Source organism: Streptomyces sp. NPDC058534 (assembly GCF_042717365.1).
Lineage (GTDB): Bacteria > Actinomycetota > Actinomycetes > Streptomycetales > Streptomycetaceae > Streptomyces.
In genome coordinates this window covers 1-1323 of the sequence record NZ_JBHXNW010000192.1, presented here as the reverse complement: position 1 = coordinate 1323, position 1323 = coordinate 1, and the positions used below count along the sequence as shown (strand labels likewise).

The following is a 1323-nucleotide window of genomic DNA, read 5'->3' as shown; positions in this document are numbered from 1 at the left end:
CCCTCGGCCTATTAGTACCGGTCACCTCCACACCTCACGGTGCTTCCAGATCCGGCCTATCAACCCAGTCGTCTACTGGGAGCCTTACCCCATCAAGTGGGTGGGAGTCCTCATCTCGAAGCAGGCTTCCCGCTTAGATGCTTTCAGCGGTTATCCCTCCCGAACGTAGCCAACCAGCCATGCCCTTGGCAGGACAACTGGCACACCAGAGGTTCGTCCGTCCCGGTCCTCTCGTACTAGGGACAGCCCTTCTCAAGACTCCTACGCGCACAGCGGATAGGGACCGAACTGTCTCACGACGTTCTAAACCCAGCTCGCGTACCGCTTTAATGGGCGAACAGCCCAACCCTTGGGACCGACTCCAGCCCCAGGATGCGACGAGCCGACATCGAGGTGCCAAACCATCCCGTCGATATGGACTCTTGGGGAAGATCAGCCTGTTATCCCCGGGGTACCTTTTATCCGTTGAGCGACGGCGCTTCCACAAGCCACCGCCGGATCACTAGTCCCGACTTTCGTCCCTGCTCGACCCGTCGGTCTCACAGTCAAGCTCCCTTGTGCACTTACACTCAACACCTGATTGCCAACCAGGCTGAGGGAACCTTTGGGCGCCTCCGTTACTCTTTAGGAGGCAACCGCCCCAGTTAAACTACCCATCAGACACTGTCCCTGATCCGGATCACGGACCCAGGTTAGACATCCAGCACGACCAGACTGGTATTTCAACGACGACTCCACCCACACTGGCGTGCGAGTTTCAAAGTCTCCCAGCTATCCTACACAAGCCGAACCGAACACCAATATCAAACTGTAGTAAAGGTCCCGGGGTCTTTCCGTCCTGCTGCGCGAAACGAGCATCTTTACTCGTAGTGCAATTTCACCGGGCCTATGGTTGAGACAGTCGAGAAGTCGTTACGCCATTCGTGCAGGTCGGAACTTACCCGACAAGGAATTTCGCTACCTTAGGATGGTTATAGTTACCACCGCCGTTTACTGGCGCTTAAGTTCTCAGCTTCGCCCCACCGAAATGGAGCTAACCGGTCCCCTTAACGTTCCAGCACCGGGCAGGCGTCAGTCCGTATACATCGCCTTACGGCTTCGCACGGACCTGTGTTTTTAGTAAACAGTCGCTTCTCGCTGGTCTCTGCGGCCACCCCCAGCTCAGAGTGCAAGACTCGTCACCGGGTGTGGCCCCCCTTCTCCCGAAGTTACGGGGGCATTTTGCCGAGTTCCTTAACCATAGTTCACCCGAACGCCTCGGTATTCTCTACCTGACCACCTGAGTCGGTTTAGGGTACGGGCCGCCATGAAACTCGCTAGAGG

1 rRNA gene is annotated in these 1323 nt (G+C 56.8%); it reads right to left on the bottom strand.

The window, feature by feature from the left end:
* Positions 1-3: 3 nt before the first annotated feature.
* Positions 4-1323 (bottom strand): 23S ribosomal RNA (locus tag ACFWR9_RS42715); the annotation flags it as partial.